The sequence below is a fragment of the Paenibacillus sp. S150 genome, assembly GCF_019352175.1.
Lineage (GTDB): Bacteria > Bacillota > Bacilli > Paenibacillales > Paenibacillaceae > Paenibacillus_AQ.
On sequence record NZ_JACBYI010000031.1, the window covers coordinates 1 to 15,556 of the forward strand.

Genomic DNA, 15,556 nt, shown 5'->3' on the forward strand with positions numbered 1-15,556 from the left:
ACCAACCCACGGATAGCAGTGTGCCAGCCGACGACTCGCATTTTGTCTCTATGCCCAAGGGATTGAACCCCCTTGGTTTAAGGGTGAAAAACAGGGGAATTGACAAATTCGTTCATAGCAGTGGAAATAGTATAACTAATTTCGCTGAAAACCATGCCACCGCCGCATTTAGTGGGATTTTCTACACTTAATTGGGCAGGAATTCGGGCCAAGTGGTCCATGGGGGCGGATTAGTTTTACTTTTTACCACTAAAGCTGATTTGGAGCGAAAAAACATTAATTTAGTGGTACAAATTCCACTTAGGAGCAGCGCGAGGAAATTAGTACCCGCTTTTGTTGACAAAATATCCATGGTTTTGGGAGTTTTGTCAACAATGTAGCGGTACTTTATTTCGTCGCAGTTTCTTAGCTCTGCAGACGGGCGAAAGCCGAACCCAATCGGACGGTTCATTCATTCTATTTAAGTCACGCAATACGCCAGCACCCAACACACCAGTCCACCCAAATCACCAGACTAATCAGTTCCCCATGCACTTATCTCACCCAGTTCCCCAATACGCCAACCCCCCGACTCCCCGACTCACCAACCCCCCGACTCCCCGACTCCCCGACTCCCCGACTCCCCGACCCACCCACTCCCCCATTCACCGACTCCCCGACTCACCCGACTCACCCAATACGCCAACTCACCCCACTCAATTAGTCCACCCAATTCCCCAGTTTGCCCCGTCTATCTAAGTTAGCGGTTCCCTCAGTCCAATCAGTACCCCAAGTCCTGCCTGTGCCCTCCCGCTAAGCTGGTTGCATAGAACAACCAAAAGCACACATCCAAGCAGAAAATCAGCTTGGATGTGTGCTTGTATGATGACTCTCTCCGTATTTGCGGCTTTGTCTCAGCCCTTCACCGCTCCGGCAACTACGCCTTTGACGATATATTTCTGCAGGAAGATGAATACGATGATGGACGGCAGGACGGCCATTACCATCGCAGTCATGGCATACTGCCAATCCGAGGTATACTGTCCGACGAAGGTGTAGGCGGCCAGCGTCAGGGTCTTCGTATCCGGCGAGCCGTTGACCATCAGAAGCGGGAGCAGGAAGTCATTCCAGATCCACATCACGTCGATGATGATGATGGTTGTCGTTACCGATTTCAGCAGCGGGAAGATAACGCTGAAGAACAGCCGGAAGCTGGAGGCTCCGTCGATTGTGGCGCTCTCATCGATCTCCGTCGGAATCCCCTTCACGAAGCCATGGTAGATGAACACGGCCAGCGGTGCGCCAAATCCCCAGTACAGCAGCCCCAGTCCCCATGTGCTCTCGGAGAGATTCAGGTTCTTGGCCGTTTGCAGCACGGTCAGCATGATCGATTGGAACGGAATCAGCATCGGCATGATGCACAGGAAGTAGATGATTCCGCTCAGCCTGGATTTGGTCCGCGCCAGCTTATAGGCGGCGATGGAGGAAATGAACACAATGCCCAGAAGTCCAAGGCCGGTGATTACGAAGTTGTTCAGGAACAACCGCGGATAATTGATGAATTCCCAGACATAGGAATAGTTGCTGAATGTCAGATGCTTCGGCAGGGCGATTACATCGGTCATGACCTCGCTGAAGCTTTTTAACGAGTTGATGATGGTCAGGAACAGCGGATACAGGAACAGAAGAGAGAGCATAATCAGAACCACTTCAAGAATGATCCGGCCTGCTCTGTTGTTGTTTGTTTTCATTAAGCCTCAACCTCTCTTCGTTTGAAGACTGTCAGCTGGATGATCGTCACGATCAGTACGGCCACGAACAGGATAAGCGCCTTTGCAGTCCCGTACCCATACAGATTGTTCTGGAAGGTATCCCGGTAAATATCGTAAGCGATACTGTAGGTAGTTCCTCCGGGGCCGCCGCCGGTCAGCGACAGAATGACGTCGAACACCTTGATTGAGTTGGTCAGCGCCATAAATACCGAAATGGTGATCGAAGGGGCAAGCAGCGGCAGTGTGATGCTGAAGAATCTCCGCACCGGTCCGGCACCGTCAACTGTAGCCGCTTCCTTGAGATCATCAGGCACAGACTGCAGGCCCGCGATATAGATGACCAGGTAGAACCCGATCGACTGCCAGATGGAAACCCCCAGTATCGAGATAAAGGCCAGCCCCGGCGTCCCCAGCCAGCTTAGTCCGAAGACCGACCAGCCTGTACTTTCACCCAGCGAGTTGAAGCCCTGCATGAAGATGAATTTCCAGATGAAGCCGACAATGACAAGGCTGAGAATATAAGGGATGAAGAAGGCCGCTCTCAGCCAGGAGGTGGACTTCAGCTTCATATCGAGCAGGACGGCCAGCAGAATCGCCAGCACGTTAATGATTACGATGTAGAGCACCGCGTATTTGATCGTGAACCATGCTGAATTGGCAAAGTTGCTGTCCCCCGTAAAGATCTGCCGGAAATTATCCAGGCCGACGAATGTGGGATTCTTGGATATTCCGTTCCACTTCGTCATGGAATAACGGATGGTCATGACAAAGGGGATGTAGAACGCAACAGCGATACTGATCAGAACGGGTAGTGTGAACAGCCCGAAGTCTACTTTCTCGCGCCATCTTCTGCCGAGTGATTTTAACATGGATGCACCTCTTTTTGATTTATAGGGTGGGAGTCTTGTACTGGCTTGCCACACATAACCATTCCGGTTAGTCTATATTGTGTATTATAGAGCAGACCCCTATACTCAAAAATGGATTTAAGAGTACAGTTAGGGGTAAAAAGGTGAACTGGGCATTTCCCCGCAAAGTCCGTGCAAGAAGGAGGCTGGCATTATCAAAACAACTGTGTACAAGCTGCTTGAGCCTTTGCTGGAGCGGATTTCACGCCGTCTGGCGAACAAGCTGATCCTGCTGTTCACGATCATTATTATTCTGGTCGTTGCCTCGCTGACGTTCATTTCCTACGGCATGCTGCGCAAGGAATCCGTGAACAGCAGCATTTCCAGCACCCGCAGCAACCTGCTGCTGGTCGGCCGCAATCTGGAGAGCTATCTGGACGGAATCGGCCAGCTGTCGCTGCCGCAGATTTCCTACGACGAGTTCAACTACGCGATCCTGCATGAATCAGAGGACTATGCGTCCAAGATGTATGTGGAGGATTATTTGAAGAATCTTTATTTTTCCCGCAATGATCTGGAAGCGATCTATCTGTACGTCATCAAGGAGCACAAATACTATTATGTCACCAAGGAGAACTATAATATTACCGTCCGTGTGGTGGAGCATCCGCCGATAGAGAATCTTTCGTGGTACAAGCGGGCGCTGGCTAGTCCCTTCAACCGCTCCTACCAGTCCTTCGTGAAGGAACGGACGCCCCAGGAGCTTAAGGATGATTATCCGGTCAATACCGATACAAGCTTCATGGGCTACCACCGGCTGCTGCGTTCAATTGTGTCCAGGGAGCCGCAGGCTGTATTGTCCCTGTTCTTCAATTCCAGTGTGACCGACGAGATTATGAAGGATATCCCTTTCAGTACCGGGGAGCATCTGATGTATGTCAGCCCGGACAATGAGCCCTTTGTGGTCGATGAACGGAATTTTTATCTGGGAAGCGAAGAGGCGGGGCTGCTGGAGCAGCTGACTCCGGCCCAGGGCGGGCGCCTGACATGGTCGGATGACGATGAGAAATACCTTGTGATCTATGACATCAGCCAAAAGGAAGGCTGGAAGCTCGTCAAGCCGATTCCCTATAAGCAGATCTATGAAGCCGCGACCACGACGCGCAAGCTGAGCTATTCGATCGGCCTGCTGTTCCTGATCGTGTCTGTCATTCTTGTCAGCTTCACCTCCAACAAAATCACCAGTCCCCTGAAGAATCTGTCGCTGCAGATGAAGCGCTTCAGCACCGGCAGCTTCGATGCTGAAGCCGCTGTGGTGGGCAATGACGAGATTGCCTACCTGTCCCGGCATTTCAACAAGATGGTGGAGAAGACGAATGAGCTGATCAATGAGCGCTACAAGATGAAGATTGTCGAGAAAAACGCTGTGCTCAAGGCGCTGGAGGCGGAGATCAATCCGCATTTCCTGTACAACGCGCTGCAGGCGATTTCCACTAAGGCGCTCAAGAACGACAATGATGATATTGTCGAGATGGTGGACAACCTGGCACTCACCCTGAGATACTGCATAAGCGGCAGGGATGTGGTGCAGGCGCGGGAAGAGCTAAAGCATATTGAACGTTATCTGGCCCTGCAAAAAGCCCGCTTCGGCAGCCGCATGCAGGTGGAGTATGAATGGGAGGACAGTCTGCTGGAGCTGAGAATTCCCAAGCTGTCGATTCAGACGCTCGTGGAGAACTGCATCAAGCATGCGCTGGAGAAGGTGTCCAGCACGGTTACCATCCGGATTGAGGCCCATGTAACACCTGCCTACAGTGTGATCTCCGTGCTGGATAACGGGCCGGGCATTCCGGAAGAGCGGCTGCAGGAGGTGCTAAGCTCATTGCAGATTCAGTGGGAGGACCGCGGTAAGGCGGGGGAAGAAGGCGGCAGCGAAAGCATCGGCCTGAAGAATCTGAATACACGCCTGAAGCTTTTATACGGAGAAGGAGCGGGGCTTACGATTTCAAGCAACAGCAATGGAACACGAATGGATATGCGTTTACCGCGGGGAGGGCAGGGACAACATGTATAAAGTACTGATTATTGATGATGAAGAGCCGCTGCGCGAGGCCATTAACATCCTTGGGGACTGGCAGGGCCTGGGAGTCGGTCAGGTGCTGGAGGCGACGGACGGCAAGACGGGGCTTGCGATGCTGCGCGAGCATAAGATTGACCTGGCGCTGGTGGATATGAAAATGCCCGAGCTGAACGGGAGCCAGCTGCTAAGAATCGCTGAACGCGAATTTCCCGATCTGCTGCTGATTGTGATCAGCGGCTACAATGACTTTGAATACGCCCAGCAGGCCATCCGCTCCAAGGTGGTTGACTATCTGCTGAAGCCGGTGAACCGCGCGGATCTGAACAGCGCCCTGCGCAAGGCGGTAGATGTGCTGGAGGCCAAACGCAAGCGGGAGAGCGAATTCATCAACCGCAATATTACCCTGAACATGTCCCTGCCGAAGCTGAAGGAGAAGATGTATCTGTCGATTATCGAGCGCAGCTTCAAGAACCAGTCCAACGAAGCTTTTCTGCCGCTGATCGGCGCGGACAAGCCCGGCAACCATTTTGCCGCAGGCGTGCTGAGGATGCTCAATCTGGAGCAGGTGCGCCAGGAACGGTTCCATGAGGACCGGGATTTGCTGCATTTTGCCGTAACCAATGTCATGAACGAGAACAGCGACGGCCACTTCGAGGCCTTCAGCTTTGCCAGCCCGAGAAGCGAACGGGAGTTCATCGCCATTTTCACCTTGAAGGGGAGCTACGGGGAGGATGCGGCGTTTCTGTCGCTTCACCATATGAAGAAGGCGGTCTCCACGCTGAAGGAGCTGTTCGGGATCATTTGCGCGGGCGGCATCGGCCAGCCTTACAGCGAAGTGATGGAGCTTGCAGAGTCCTATGAGCTGGCCAAAGCGCTGCTTGACGGGATAGATTTGCTGAATTTGAAGGACAGCCTGGTGACGGGCAGCGTACCTGTGAAGCCTCCTGCGGGCAAGGACAGCCCTTCTCTGACGGGCCGGATGCCGATGATCCGCAGCAGCCTGGAGAACGGGAACGTCGGCCATGCCAAAAGCATTCTCAGCGAGTTCACCCGCAAGTGGAAAACCTCGGAGCATTTCAGCCTGGGCGAAGCGGACCGGACGATACAGGAATTCATTATTTTGCTGGGCGATATCGCCTTGGAGCTGGATGCGGTCCCTGAACGGCTGCGCAGCGGGAGGAGCAAGGGGCTGCGGGGGCTGGGGATTGGCAGTGATTTTGCCTCTTTTGAACAGTTTGAGGCTGTGCTTAGCCGGATTCTGGAGGTCTATGCCGGAGAAATCAGCAGATCGCTGGCCGGAGACCGCAGCAGTGTTCTGGAGAATATTAAAGCATACATTGATAACCATTATTTCGAGAATATTAAAATATCAATGTTCACGGATAAATATTTCCTGAGCAGAGAATACTTAATGAAGCTGTTCAAGGGACAGTATGGTTACGGCATCCATGAGTATGTGCAAAAGGTGAGAATGGACAAGGCCAAGGATCTGCTGTCGGACCCCGCCCTCAAAATCCAGGATATTTCCGAGAGGCTGGGATACAGGGACAAGAACTATTTCAGCAAGGCGTTCCGCAATTACTATGACTGTTCACCTTCTGAATTTCGGCTGCTGCTCGCAGAGGGAGAAAAGTGAAACGGTTACATCAGCACACTTTTTTACCCTCATAAGATCACTTATGTACATTCTTATCCTTTTTCTTTTTATTTAAAATAACACCAAGACCACAAGAAACATGAGGAAAAGGGGGCAACAACATGAAGGTAAAAAGATTTATGGCTCTGTCTGCGAGTCTCCTGCTTGCAGGAGGGCTGCTGGCCGGCTGCGGCGGGAACAACACCAATAATGCCGCTAACAACACAGGTGGAACAAACGGGGCAGCGGGCACTGCTACTGATTCTTCCAAGCCTGTCACGATCAATATGTTCACTGCGTCTCCCGAGTACACCGATGCCTTCAACGCTTATATCGCCGAATACAAAAAGGTCAAGCCGAGCGTAACCATCAACCTGGAAATTATGCAGGCCGACTACAATACGGTGCTCAAATCGAAGATCGCCGCAGGCAGCACGCCGGACGTATTCCAGACAACAGCCGGCGGAGATATTGATACATTCGCCGAATACAGTGCCGACCTGACGAATGAGCCGCTGGCAGAAGCGATGACCGATGCGGTCCGCTCCAATATGACCTCCTCTGACGGCAAGGTGCTGGGACTTCCGGTAAAAGGAAATCTGTTCGTACTGATGTACAATAAAAAGCTTTTGGCCGATGCGGGCATTACCGAGGTTCCGAAGACTACAGCCGAAATGGACGATGCCATCACCAAGCTGGAAGCCAAGGGCATTACGCCTTTTGCCAACGCCTATAAAGAGTGGTGGGTATGGAAGCACATCTTCCAGCACTTTGTGGATGCGGCAGCTACGGACGCCGGAATTGATGCCAAGACGCTGGTAGGCAACTTTATCGCCGGAGAGACAACCTTTAAGGATCATCCGGTTCTGTACGACAACTTCTTCAGCTTCATTGACACTACGGTAGAACACGGAACAGACAAGCCGCTGGAGCGCGACAGCAATGCGGAAGTCAGTGACTTTGCCCTGGGCAAAGCGGCATTCATGACCGGTAAAGGCGCTTGGGATGAAGAAGCCATCAAGAAAATCACCCCTGACTTTGATCTCGGCATCGCCGGATATCCGGTCAGCGACAAAGCGGAGCAATCGCAAATCATTACCGGTGCCGACCAGGCGCTGCGTGTCAACAAGGATTCCGCTGTAGCTGCAGAAACCATTGAATTCTTCAACTGGCTGTACACTTCCGAATACGGAAAGAACTGGTTCTCCACCGTGGCTAAGGTCATCCCGCCGATCAAGGATGCTCCGATGCCTGACCTGCAAATGCCTAAGGAAATGGAAGAAATCCTCAAAACCGAGCAATCCGGCGACCTGTCGGTCAACTATTCTCTGGATACCTTCCACCAGAAATTCGGAGAGCTGATGCAGGCTTATATCGGCGGCAGCAAAACCAAGGATCAAGCTATCGACGAGATTCAAAAGGCCTGGATCCAATTCGGATCTGCTGAACAATAAAGCTTGAATAGCCTGCAATCCGGGACGGTCTCAAAGGTAAGCTTCTTTTACCGGCGGGGCCGTCCGTTTTAAAAGCTAAGAATTTATAGGTTTCACGTATAAAAATTAGCCTTATCTTTCTCGCTGAAACGGATACCGTCCGTATAAGGACGGCGAAGCCGTTTCTACTTGTTGCGGTATATTAAGATGAACTTTTACTCCGTTTTAGGTATTATTCGTATCAGGAGAGAACGCTACATTTGTCAGGAGGCTGTATAGATATGACCAGCAGATTGGTTGAGATTGCCGAGAACGGACTCTATCTTACGATTGAAATTACGGAGCAGCAGGATGTCCGGCTGCTGCATTTTGGAGCGGCGCCGCTTCAGGCAGGGGCGATTGCGGACAAGAGCAAGCCGGGGTTCCGGCTGCTGGAGCTGCAGCTCTCGGGAGAGGACCGGGATGAATATCACGGGCGCACGCACCGCGCCTCCTATCCGGGGCTGCGGATGGTGTACGGCGGGCACACGGACAGTGTGAATCCGCTTGGGCGCAAGCTGGAGATCACCCTTGCTGATCCGGTGACAGGAATTAGAGCAGAGCAGCATTTTCAGTTCTATACCGGTGTGCAGACGGTACGCTGCTGGACGGTGCTCAGGAATGAGGGAACCGGGGAAGCCGCTGTGGAATACCTTTCGACCTTTGCGCTTACCGGAGTGGACAAAGAGGGCAGCGGCGACCGCAATGACAAAATCGAGGTCACCATCGCCCACAGCGGCTGGCAAAGCGAGCTGCAGTGGCGGACCTACCGGCTGCCCGAGCTGGGGATGTCGCATCTGGCGGACCGCGGCTCGAAGCGCATTGCCGCCAGCAACACCGGCTCCTGGTCTGCGGCGGAGCTGCTGCCGATGGCTGTTCTGCACAATAAGGAGAGCGGGGCGAGCCTGTTCTGGCAGATCGAGCACAACGGCTCCTGGCATTGGGAGCTGGCCGATCAATATGACCAGCTTACGCTGCTGGTCAGCGGACCCACCGAGCATGACAACCACTGGTGGCTGAAGCTGGGGCCGGGAGAGGAATTCACTTCGGTTCCGGTGGCTGTCGGCGCAGTGCAGGGCGGCTTCCAGGGTGCGGCCGAGCAGCTTACCGCCTACCGGCGGATCATCCGCCGGCCCAATGAGGACAACGAGCTGCTGCGGATTATTTTCAATGACTATATGAACTGTCTGTGGGGCAGCCCGACGACCGGGAAGCTGCTGCCGCTGATCGATGCCGCCGCGGATGTCGGCTGCGAATATTTCTGCATCGACGCCGGCTGGTATGCGCCCGGAGAATGGTGGGACGGAGTCGGACAGTGGGAGCCTTCCATTGAACGTTTCCCCGGGGGCATCAAGCACGTGCTTGATTACATCCGCAGCAAAGGGATGATTCCCGGCCTCTGGCTGGAGCTGGAGGTGATGGGGATCAACAGTCCAAAGCTGGCCGAGACCGATGACAGCTGGTTCTTCATGCGCCACGGCAAGCGGGTCATGGACCGCAGCCGCTATCAGCTGGACTACCGCAATCCCAAGGTTATAGCGCATGCCGACGGCGTCATCTCAAGACTGGTGGAGCAGTACGGTGTGGGTTACATCAAGATGGACTATAACATCAATGCGGGCATTGGCACCGAAACGGCTGCCGACAGCTTCGGAGACGGGCTGCTCCGGCATAACCGGGCTTACCTGGCCTGGCTGGACAGCATCTTTGCCCGTTATCCGAAGCTGGTGATTGAGAACTGCTCCAGCGGCGGCATGCGGATGGACTATGCCATGCTCAGCCGCCACAGCATCCAGTCCACCAGCGACCAGGAGGACTATGTGCAGTATGCGGCGATTGCCGCAGGTTCCCCGGCAGCCCTGGCACCGGAGCAGGCTGCGGTGTGGTCCTATCCGCTGCGCGAGGGCGATGATGAAGAGGTCATCTTCAACATGGTCAATGCGCTGCTGCTCCGTGTGCATCAGAGCGGCCATCTGGCGGAGCTTGCGCCGCGGCGCAGAGAGCTTGTGAAGGAAGCGCTGGATTATTATAAAACCATCCGCGCCCACATTCCGCGCGCGACCCCGTTCTGGCCGCTGGGCCTGCCGGACAGCGAAGGCGACTGGATCAGCTTCGGCCTGCGGCATGGCAATACCCGCTATCTCGCCGTCTGGCGGATTGCCGGAGAGGAAGCGGAGCTGAAGCTTCCAGTTGCCGGGCTGAAAGGCCGGGCTGCGGATGTACGCTGTGCATATCCCCGCCGGCACCATTCGGAATGGAGCTGGGACAAGCCGGAGGGCGTGCTGACCGTCTCGATCCCGCAGGGCAAGACAGCCCGGCTATTCGAGCTTCACGCTTAATGCGCTGAGAAGCGGACAAGCATAGAATTGCCATTAATCACCCCTTTAGAGGCGGAGAACATCTCTCTGCTGATGGAGGGGTGTTTTTTCGCCGTTTAGGGAATTATAATTTTCGTCAATTGTGGATTCTGAACCCGCAGCGGACTTCATTCACCTCTTCAACCGCTGATTTTGGTATTGAGCCAAAAAGGTAATTGAATAAAAAGGTAATTGAATGTATAGGAATGGAACCGGCGAACCTGAACAAGCAGATGGAACGCAAGGAGTTCATAGGGAACGGAAGCGAAGTGTAAAAAGTAACACTAATGGGCTGGAATTCCGGCTTCAACGGGCTTTAGTGGGATTTTGTACACTTAATAGAGGCCAACTCCTTCCATACGGCTGATTTCAGCCGGATTAGTTGTACTTTTTCCCACTAGGGATGATCCAGAATCCGAATGCGCTGCCTTAGTTATACTTTTTACCACTAAAATGGCTGCCCTTTTTATTAATGTGTTTCAAGTTCATCTTAATGCAGGCGTATTTCTCTGCAAGGGAGGGAAACGGATCGATTAGGTCTCCTTTTTCCCGCTAAGAGACTGCGACGAAATAAAGTACCGCTACATTGTTGACAAAACTCCCAAAACCGTGGAGATTTTGTCAACAAAAGCGGGTGCTCATTTCCCCGCAGCTCCTAACGCAAGCGAAAAAGGGAAAGAGGAGATTAAGTTTACTTTTTCCACGTGGGCTTAGGCCGCCGGGTCTGAGCAGGAAGGTCTGGAGGGATGATCGGGGAGGAAGAGCTTCAGCCGGCCAGGGGAACCGGAGAGCCGGGGAACCGCAGCCGGCCTTACACCTGAAATCCCAACAGCTGCGCAGCCCGATGAAGGACGGCATAGCCGTTTTGTTCAAAGATAAGACTCCCATACCGCTACGCGGCATCACTGAGGAATGAAATATCGCTGCGGCCGCGTGATTACAGGGCAGAATTTATATGCTTTGCACATTAAATGATCCTTCTATTTCCCGCTGAAACGCCCCGTCCCCTTATAAGGAAGGCGAAGCCGTTTCTGCTTGAAAGATAAGAATTTATTTTATATGTTCCAAGCTATAAATTATCCTTTATCCCCCGCAGAAACGGATACCGCCTTTAAAAAGACGCAATTAACTGAAGAGCAGGGTTTCTTTTTGTGAAATTATGTCTATTTAGATGTACAGACTCCGTTTGAAGCTGGCATATCGATCCCGTGGCAGTCAAGCCCACACTGTAAAGTTCAGGTGTGCTTTATTCGTTGATATGTTAACTTTGTAAAAATAATATCTGTTAATTGGAATGGTTTTTGGATAAAATAGTGGATGGATTTAAAAATTTGTCGAATTAACTCTAAACTTTGTCGAATATTTTGTCGATAAATATCAAAAGATGTAGAAATAAAATTGACAGGAAAGAAATAGCACTTTACAATGCAGATATAGGTTAATCATTTCTACTATTTAGAAGCTTTGATAGCTTTTAACACCAATGATTGTTTAAGTGTGATTTCAAGGGAGGATGCATAAGTGATGAAAGCAACAGGAATAGTAAGAAAAGTGGATGAACTGGGACGTATCGTGATTCCGATTGAACTGCGCAGAACGATGGGAATTGACATAAAAGACCCGCTGGAGATTTTTGTGGATGGTGAAAAGATCATTCTCAGAAAATATGAGCCTACCTGCATTTTCTCCGGAAGTGCGGAAAACCTCATTAACTTCAAAGGCAAAATGGTCAGCAAAGATGTGCTGGACGAACTGATCGCCAGCTTCGAACACATCTGAGCCATTTGACGGCATCCCACAGCTTAACGGCAACAGGGACCGGGGCAGGCACCAGCAGGCGGCCTGCCTCCGGTCCCTGCTGAATTGAACGGCAACCAGAGACGGCATTCCGCAGGCGCTTCGCCTCGGGTCTGCCGTCTTCTTTTTTTAAAATATAAGTTATATGCTTGGCGCATTAAATTATCCTTCTATTTCTCGCTGAAACGGATACCGTCCTTATCAGGACGGCGAAGCCGTTTCTTCTCAAAAGATAAGAATGTATATGTTTTGGGGGAAGCGAAGCTTATCCGTTATTTCAGGGCTGCGCTGTAAATGAACGAATGGATCGGGACTTCGGCCAAGCAAACTGCGCGAATGCGTTGGCCGCAGCTGGGAGGTAGAGGGAATCAAAGGCAGAAGTACCTTTGAATTCGCCCGAAGCCGGCTGGACGAGGAAATCAGAGGCAGAAATACCTTTGAATTCGCCCGAAGCCGGCTGGACGAGGGAATCAAAGGCAGAAATACCTTTGAATTCGCCCGAAGCCGGCTGGACGAGGGAATCAAAGGCAGAAGTACCTTTGAATTCGCCCGAAGTCAACTGGAGGAGGGAATCAGAGGCAGAAGTACCTTTGATTTCGCCCGAAGCCGGCTGGACGGTTAAATCAAAGGCAGAAATACCTTTGAATTCGCCCGAAGCCGGCTGGACGAGGGAATCAAAGGCAGAAGTACCTTTGATTCTCCTAGAAGTCGGCTGGACGGTGAAATCAACGCGAAATGATTCTTCTCCTTCCCCACTGAAATGGCAGCATTCTTATATAGGACGCCGATAGGCGTCTTTCTTGAAAACTATGGGAATTATGCCTATTCTTGCAGGCTGGAGATGCTGCTCTTCCCCTATTCCTGCCCAATCGATATTCTCTGCCGCGTTCATAGACAACACCTGCCGCGATCCTATATCATAGGGCGTAGACGGAAGCATTTCTGCTTGCAGAAGCAGCATATGCAGACCAATAGAGAAGGGCTGGGTCACTTGATGACGACGGAATTGACGAAATTGAAGAAGCCGGAAGCGATTATATTTGATATGGATGGAACGTTGTTTCAGACAGAAAGCCTGCTGTTGCCCGCTTACCATAAAATGTTTGATGTCTTGCGGGAAGAGGGGCTCTATTCCGGGCCCACTCCTCCGGAGGAGCGGATTCTAAGCAGCCTGGGCATGCTGCTGTCGCAAATCTGGAAGAATGTGATGCCGGAGGCCGGTGAAGCGGTGCACCGCCGCGCCGATGAGCTGCTGCTGCAGATGGAAATCGAGGGGCTGGAGGCAGGGGGAACCCTTTTGTATCCCGGGGTAGCCGAGACGCTTGCGGCGCTGCATGAGCGGGGAGTCAAGCTGTTCGTGGCGAGCAATGGCCTGAAGGACTACATCCACAGCATCGTTGTGGTGCATGAGCTGAAAGAGCTGTTCGACGGCCTCTACAGCGCGGGCGGGCAGGGCACCGCCACCAAAACCGAGCTGCTGCGCATCCTCCTGGACGATCACGGCATTAAGGATGCCTGGATGGTCGGCGACCGTTCATCCGATGTGGAGGCCGGCAAGGGCAACGGGCAGACGGTTATCGGCTGCGCCTATGCAGGCTTCGGACGCCAGGATGAGCTGAAGGGGGCGGATGTCATTATTTCCGCCTTCGATGAGCTGCTTGGCCTCTACGATAACAGCACAGGGCAATCCCAGTAATCAAGGCTAAGGATTAGTCCATATCCTCAAAAGCAAGCACACACGGGTGTTCTTTCCGCCGGATAACCGGCGTTAAGGACACCCGTGTTGGCGTCCGGGGCAGAGGGCCTAGGCTAAGGATTCCGTATAAATCTCGAAATTTCATACCTTTTCTCGAATCCGGGCAGTTTCTTATGCGGCATGCAAAATTTATACTGATAGTGTAAGCGTTTCACAAAAAGGGAGACCCGGAGCTTGGCGAAGCCGGATACGGCGGCCGGGATGTTCTATCCCGAAATAACGGTGTGCGAACGAGGGGTATCGTTATGGAAGCCTCGAATACGGCGAAGGCAAACTGAGGGGCCTTTCCGGAAATTTCGTCGTCTGATATGCCGCGAAGGGGCGGCATGAATGCCATTGGAGGGATGGGGTTGCACAAGCTGTTTCTGGTTGAAGATGAAGCTCTGATCCGGTCGGGCCTCAAGCATCTGATTGAGGAGGTTATCGGCGGCTACCGGGTGGTGGGGGAAGCTGAGAATGGAAGACTTGCGCTGGAAGCGCTCAAAAGCGTGAAGCCCGATGTTCTGATTACGGATATACGGATGAATGAAATGAACGGTCTAGAGATGATCAGGCGGATTCGTGACCGGTACCCCGATATGTATATTTTGATCCTAAGCGGTTTTGCCGACTTCGAATATGCGAAGCAGGCGATCAAATACGGCATCAGCGATTATCTCCTGAAGCCGGTGGACCGCACGGAGCTGGCACAGGCGCTCGGGGAGTTCAAGCGCAAGCACGGAGCCTCAAATGATCTGCCGGGCTGCTCGGAGGAAGGAGAGACCGAGCTGAGGGGCAGGCAGCTGATCCGCAAAGTAAAGGAGCTGGTCGCCCAGCGGCTTGATCAGGAGATTTCACTGCAATATATGGCCGAGCAGGTGCATTTGAACCATCAATACCTGTCTGTTCTTTTCAAATCGGAAACCGGGCAGAACTTTACGGATTACGTCTCGCAATGCCGGATGAACCGGGCCAAGCAGCTGCTGAAGGAAACGAATCTCAAAATCTATGAGGTGGCCAAATTGTCAGGCTATTTAAGCTCCAAGCATTTCATGGCTGTATTCAAGGATTACACCGGCAGCACGCCGTCGCAATTCAGGGAACAGCCGGAGGGGGAGAGTCATGGCAGAGGGGCATCGGGTTAGCCGCGTCGGCCGAAATCATAGAGGCTGCTTAATCGGCAAGGATGGTAAGTAACCCTGAGGGAGAAGCAGCCAGAAGCTGAAAGGGATGTCAGGCATGATTGCACTTTCCGCAGCAAAATTCTGATTATCCTGCTGTGAATGGCACTCTGCTGTATTTTCTGCAATGGATTTAAGGATTCCCGGTTCAAAGGGCCGTTTATGGGAATTCTGCTGTACAGAGTGCAACAGATTCTGTTTGCCGGCTGAAGTAAGACATTTGCAGCAGAAAATGCAGCAGAATGCGTTTTTCGTGTGCAGAGAGGAGTGCTGAAGTGTGTGTAAGCCTGCCGGCACGGGCGCTGAGCGCATTGCCGCACGCACAGCGGATTATATCCGCAGGCAATACAGGAACCCCTTGCTCAAGGTTCAGGACATTGCCGGTGAGCTGCATTTCAGTGCCGCTTATGTAAGCCGCCTGTTCAGGCAGGAAATGAATAAGAAGCTTTGGGACTACGTGACGGAGCTGCGTATGGAAGAGGCTAAGCATCTCCTTGCTTCGACGGATATGAAGCGGTATGAAATCGCTTATGCTGTCGGCTACGAATCCCCCGAGCATTTCAGCCGGATGTTCAAGCGGTATGAGGGGGTAAGCCCTTCCAATTATAGAAAGTCAGCATTTCTCCCGGATCGTCCGGATGTAATCGCTAACATCGAGCGGACGCTTCCGAAGTAAATATTCTTCAGCGATTACTAAAG

Annotated in this window: 12 protein-coding genes; 9 read left to right on the plus strand and 3 right to left on the minus strand. The window is 52.4% G+C overall.

Annotated elements, in window-relative coordinates; genetic code table 11:
• Positions 1–191 (plus strand): hypothetical protein (locus tag HYD27_RS22725; protein WP_219218898.1); only part of this gene is annotated, 191 nt, incomplete at its 5' end.
• 702 nt (positions 192–893) lie between these two features.
• Here HYD27_RS22725 and HYD27_RS22730 read toward each other — a convergent pair.
• Together HYD27_RS22730 and HYD27_RS22735 are read right to left on the minus strand one after the other, a co-directional pair.
• Positions 894–1,730 (minus strand): carbohydrate ABC transporter permease, encoded by an 837-nt coding sequence (locus HYD27_RS22730; protein WP_219218900.1) that lies wholly within the window; start codon positions 1,728–1,730, stop codon positions 894–896.
• Positions 1,730–2,620 carry a carbohydrate ABC transporter permease gene (locus HYD27_RS22735; protein WP_219218902.1) on the minus strand — a complete coding sequence of 297 codons (891 nt, stop codon included), beginning with the start codon at positions 2,618–2,620 and terminating at the stop codon, positions 1,730–1,732. Before HYD27_RS22735 ends, HYD27_RS22730 begins: the two co-directional genes overlap by 1 nt.
• Positions 2,621–2,825: 205 nt before the next feature.
• Here HYD27_RS22735 and HYD27_RS22740 point away from each other — a divergent pair, with 205 nt between their 5' ends.
• The 5 genes from HYD27_RS22740 (at position 2,826) to HYD27_RS22760 (ending at position 11,923) form a co-directional block, all read left to right on the plus strand.
• Positions 2,826–4,673, plus strand: coding sequence for a sensor histidine kinase (locus HYD27_RS22740; protein WP_309242113.1), 1,848 nt, complete (start codon positions 2,826–2,828; stop codon positions 4,671–4,673).
• Positions 4,666–6,315, plus strand: coding sequence for a response regulator transcription factor (locus HYD27_RS22745; protein WP_219218904.1), 1,650 nt, complete (start codon positions 4,666–4,668; stop codon positions 6,313–6,315). The genes HYD27_RS22740 and HYD27_RS22745 overlap by 8 nt, the downstream gene beginning before the upstream one ends.
• A gap of 122 nt (positions 6,316–6,437) precedes the next feature.
• Positions 6,438–7,769 carry a type 2 periplasmic-binding domain-containing protein gene (locus tag HYD27_RS22750; protein ID WP_219218906.1) on the plus strand — a complete coding sequence of 444 codons (1,332 nt, stop codon included), beginning with the start codon at positions 6,438–6,440 and terminating at the stop codon, positions 7,767–7,769.
• A gap of 260 nt (positions 7,770–8,029) precedes the next feature.
• The gene (locus tag HYD27_RS22755; protein ID WP_219218908.1) at positions 8,030–10,126 is read left to right on the plus strand and encodes a glycoside hydrolase family 36 protein; all 2,097 of its coding nucleotides are present in this window, start codon (positions 8,030–8,032) and stop codon (positions 10,124–10,126) included.
• Between the two features lie 1,539 nt (positions 10,127–11,665).
• Complete coding sequence (locus HYD27_RS22760; protein WP_309242114.1) at positions 11,666–11,923, plus strand: AbrB/MazE/SpoVT family DNA-binding domain-containing protein; 258 nt, start codon at positions 11,666–11,668, stop codon at positions 11,921–11,923.
• A 295-nt stretch (positions 11,924–12,218) separates the two neighbouring features.
• Here HYD27_RS22760 and HYD27_RS22765 read toward each other — a convergent pair whose 3' ends face one another.
• Positions 12,219–12,500, minus strand: coding sequence for a hypothetical protein (locus HYD27_RS22765; protein WP_219218910.1), 282 nt, complete (start codon positions 12,498–12,500; stop codon positions 12,219–12,221).
• Positions 12,501–12,902: 402 nt separating this feature from the next.
• Here HYD27_RS22765 and HYD27_RS22770 point away from each other — a divergent pair, with 402 nt between their 5' ends.
• The 3 genes from HYD27_RS22770 to HYD27_RS22780 all read left to right on the plus strand — a co-directional run bounded on the left by HYD27_RS22770 (position 12,903) and on the right by HYD27_RS22780 (position 15,533).
• A complete protein-coding gene (locus tag HYD27_RS22770) occupies positions 12,903–13,637 on the plus strand; it encodes an HAD family hydrolase (protein WP_228745262.1) in 735 nt (244 codons plus the stop codon).
• Between the two features lie 410 nt (positions 13,638–14,047).
• Positions 14,048–14,821, plus strand: coding sequence for a response regulator transcription factor (locus HYD27_RS22775; protein WP_219218912.1), 774 nt, complete (start codon positions 14,048–14,050; stop codon positions 14,819–14,821).
• A 313-nt stretch (positions 14,822–15,134) separates the two neighbouring features.
• A complete protein-coding gene (locus HYD27_RS22780) occupies positions 15,135–15,533 on the plus strand; it encodes a helix-turn-helix transcriptional regulator (protein WP_219218914.1) in 399 nt (132 codons plus the stop codon).
• Positions 15,534–15,556: the final 23 nt, after the last annotated feature.